The sequence below is a fragment of the Thiomonas sp. genome (assembly GCF_054608695.1).
Window position 1 is genome coordinate 1 of the sequence record NZ_JBTRXV010000178.1, and the last position, 3774, is coordinate 3774.

Annotated in this window: 5 protein-coding genes; 1 reads left to right on the top strand and 4 read right to left on the bottom strand. The window is 62.4% G+C overall.

The window, feature by feature from the left end; translation table 11 throughout:
• The 4 genes from ACYCUK_RS23810 to ACYCUK_RS23825 form a co-directional block, all read right to left on the bottom strand.
• Positions 1-912, bottom strand: a 912-nt coding sequence (locus ACYCUK_RS23810) for a hypothetical protein (protein WP_461597063.1), incomplete at its 3' end; no start/stop codon positions are given.
• The gene (locus tag ACYCUK_RS23815) at positions 905-1642 is read right to left on the bottom strand and encodes a hypothetical protein (RefSeq protein WP_461597064.1); all 738 of its coding nucleotides are present in this window, start codon (positions 1640-1642) and stop codon (positions 905-907) included. The genes ACYCUK_RS23815 and ACYCUK_RS23810, both read right to left, overlap by 8 nt.
• 23 nt (positions 1643-1665) lie before the next feature.
• Positions 1666-1953 (bottom strand): hypothetical protein, encoded by a 288-nt coding sequence (locus ACYCUK_RS23820; protein WP_461597065.1) that lies wholly within the window; start codon positions 1951-1953, stop codon positions 1666-1668.
• A gap of 23 nt (positions 1954-1976) precedes the next feature.
• Positions 1977-2129: a hypothetical protein gene (locus ACYCUK_RS23825; protein ID WP_461597066.1), complete on the bottom strand. Its 153-nt coding sequence runs from the start codon at positions 2127-2129 to the stop codon at positions 1977-1979.
• 432 nt (positions 2130-2561) lie between these two features.
• Here ACYCUK_RS23825 and iscB point away from each other — a divergent pair.
• Positions 2562-3774: RNA-guided endonuclease IscB (iscB, locus tag ACYCUK_RS23830; protein ID WP_461597067.1), on the top strand; the 1213-nt coding region annotated here is incomplete at its 3' end.

Genomic DNA, 3774 nt, shown 5'->3' on the forward strand with positions numbered 1-3774 from the left:
GCCGTCGCCCAGCCATTTCACGCCGTCCTGGGTGACGCTCAGACCGGACGGGCCGCCGACGTAGGTAGCGCCGCCGATCCTGAAGCCCATCGCGCCGCCGTCGGGGATCGATCCAGACCCGTTGATGATCACCCCCTGGCCGACGACCGTCGCCTTCGCCCGATTCCACATCCGGGCCAGAGCGTAGGATGGGATTTCATAAAAGGCCTTCACGATCTGGATCCGCGCCTCTCGCTGTCCCAACAAGGCGGTTTTGGGCAGGGAGTAATACAGCCTGGTCAGGAGGAGATTGGAGAACTGCGCCGTCTCGGCGAGCCCATGCGCGAAATTGTCGTCCTTGGGCTCGTTGAACCCATCCCTCCACCCCATGATCGGCATGGCCGCCCCAAAGACTGCGGCCACGCCGGCGGCATAGTGGATACACAAGGATTGGGGATTGCGCCGGTACGCCGCCAACTCGGCCTTCGCGATCCCCGTGTCCGCCCCGCCTCCGGCGGCCTCCCTCTTCAACTTCGCGACGGCGAATTTTTCATTGAGGCACGGGATGGCGGAAAAGGCGTAGGGATACCCGACCAGCACGGCGCTTTTCTTCAACGGGGCGAGGCCCATTTTCGCGGCGGCGGTGCCGTCCACGATGGCCCAGCCCAGGTCGGGATTCAGCACGGCGCCGCGCGGTTTCCCTGCATCGACGCTCCGCCGCAGGGCGGAGACCAGGATCGGCACCGCCGGCTCCTTGATCTCCAGGGCCGCCTGCCGCTGAGTGTTCACGTCCATCTTCTTCTCGACGCTCGACGACTGCTCGGTGCCGTTCGTGTTCTCCGAGCCGCTGCCCACCGTGCTCTTGCTGCACCCGGCCAGAGCCGCCACGCAGGCGGCGGCCAGGACGGAATACGCGAATATCGGCTTATCCATGAGAACCTCCTGATTTCTTGACGTCCAAAGAGTCCACCAGGCCGACGTTGACCTGGCACGCCAGCGTTCGCCTGTGGCCGCTCATGACTTTGCAATCCCGGCTCAAGACAAAGGATTGCGCCCCATATTTCAGCCAACGTTTCCGCACCCGCGCCATTTTCGCGCTGGGGAACCTGAACAAGGCGTGGCCCTTGTCCGTGCGCACCACGGCGCCGCCCAGGCGGCTTTCGGAGTTTGTCCAGGTGCCTTCCGGGACGAACGCATACGCGGGCTCAAGGCGCATCGGCGGAACGCCGTAGTTCGTCGTGCGCCGCCGTGGCCAAACGTGCGGCGCCAACGCGGCGGGAACCGGGTAGGTGTATGCCGTGTCGCACGCCATCAGCCCCTGGTGAAGGTGGCAATCGGCGTTCATGATCTCGCTCGTCACCCCATATTTCCGCATCGCCTCGATCTGGGCGGAGTTCTTGGGATAACGGATCACGCCGGCGCCGGAATAAGCGCAGTATTGCCGCTTATGGTTGAGAATCTTGCACTTCTCCACCCAATATCCGATCGGTTCAAGCGCGAAAAACGGCGCCTTGGGGTCGGGCTTGGCCGCAAACCTGAGGAGTTTCCCTGCCGGCAAGGTGGATCGATACGAGAGGTTTTCCAGGTTTCCGCATGTTCCCGCCACGGCGAGGCCGGACGACGCGATGGCGGCGACGATGGACACGATAATCAGCTTTTTCATTGCATTACTCCTTTATCAAGATTTCACTTCAGGATTGAGGACGCCACCTTGGCCTGGGCGGCCCCGGTGTTTTGCTGCACGGACTGGAGGTTCCGGCGCTGCTTTTGCGCTTCGCCGCAGACGCGGGCGATCCGCGCCGCGTCCAAGGCCTTTCGCTGGGCGCTTTCACTCCCCAGGCTGCGGTCATAGGTCGCATCGAACCGCGCCCCGGAGCACCGCTGCGAGGCCTCCATGGCGGTTTGCTGCGCCTGGTTCTCCTTGTTCGACTGAATGAACAGCCAGACGGCCAGCAGGCCCGTGATCAGCAACAAGAAAATGGGCAGAGGGCCGCCCTTCACAGCCATCCCCCGACCTTGGATCCAAGCCACATGCCCGCGATCGCCACCCAGGTCCAGGGCGACGCCAGCAGCGACAGCAGGATGTGCCCCGCCGGGCTCCGCCGGAATTCAAACCACAACCACTTGATCGTTCCCATTTCATCTTTCATGACCGACTCCTTGTCGATGTCGAGAAAGCCGAATTGCCTCCTCACCCCTATTCCCCCCGGAGGCGAAATTTTTTGGGATTGGGCGAGACAGCATCCGCCACTCCGGCGAAATATTTCGCCTCGCGGGGGAATAGGGTATGCAACAGTTCTGGTGCCGCTCGCCGTTCCCTCAAGGAGCAAGGGCTTCAAAGCCCTTTGGGCGGCCAGGGAAAGCCGTAACCAGTCGGCTACGTTTGCAACAGGTCGTCGAGACGCACCGGCGGATGCTTCCTCAGTCCGCCGCCCCGCAAGGCGGAGATCATGCTGGCGAAAGGCAAAGCGCCGAAGGTTTCCGCCGCACCCAAAAGGTGGAGCCGGTTGCAGACATTCCCGAGGGGAGACGGGCCGCAAGGCCCGCGTTACAGGGCCCGTAAGGGCCAGAAGGAGGCAGTGATGGCAGTATTCGTGCTCGACAAAAGGAAGAAGCCGCTGATGCCGTGCTCGGAGAAACGCGCCTGGCTGCTGTTGGAACGTGGCCGGGCGGTGGTGCATAGGATCCGCCCATTCGTTATTCGGCTTAAAGACCGGGTTGGCGGTGAAACCCAGCCGCTGCGACTCAAGATGGATCCCGGCGACAAGACGACGGGACTGGCCCTGGTGCGCGAGAAGGAAATAATGGCCGAAGATGAGAGCCGCCATGTGGCGATCGTGCTCATGCTTATGGAGCTTATTCACCGCAGAGAGACTATCCACAAGGCGCTGAAACAGCGGAATGAGCATCGCCGATCCCGGCGCGGCAAGCTCCGCTACCGCGCCCCGAGATACGCCAATCGCACCCGCCCCGCCGACTGGCTCCCCCCATCTCTGCGGCATCGCGTGGAAACGACAATGACGTGGGTGGAGAGAATTCGCCGCTGGGCGCCGGTCCAAGCGCTATCGCAGGAGGTGGTCCGATTCGATATGCAAGCCATGGAGAACCCGGAAATTCGCGGCGTCGAGTATCAGAAAGGTCCATTGGCCGGCTACGAGATCCGGGAATATCTGCTGGAAAAGTGGGGCAAGCGATGCGCCTACTGCGACGCGGAGAATGTTCCTTTGGAGATCGACCACATCCAACCCCGCAGCCTGGGCGGCAGCGATCGGGTCAGTAACCGCACCTTGGCCTGCATCCCCTGCAACCAGAAGAAAGGCAATCGGGACGCGCGTGACTTTCTTGCCGATGATCCACGACGCCTGGCTCGAATCGAGGCACACCGCAAGGCGCCTTTGCGCGGCGCGGCTGCGGTCAACAGCACCCGATGGGCGCTATGGCAACGGCTGGCGGGAACAGGGTTGCCCGTGGAGTCGGCCAGCGGCGGCAGGACAAAATGGAACAGAGAGCGTTTCGGGATCCCGAAAAGTCATTGCCACGACGCGGCTTGCGTGGGGCATGTGGACGCCGTTTTTGGCTGGCGAAAACATCCAGTCCTACGCATAAAGGCCGCGGGGCGCGGCAGATATCAACGGACAATCTTGACGCGGTACGGTTTTCCGCGTGCATACAAAACGAGGGAAAAGCGCCTTTTCGGCTTTCAGACATGGGACATAGTCCAAGCGAAGGTACCGGCTGGGAAGAACAAGGGCAGTTACCTGGGCCGGGTGACCGTCAGGGCGAACGGCATATTCA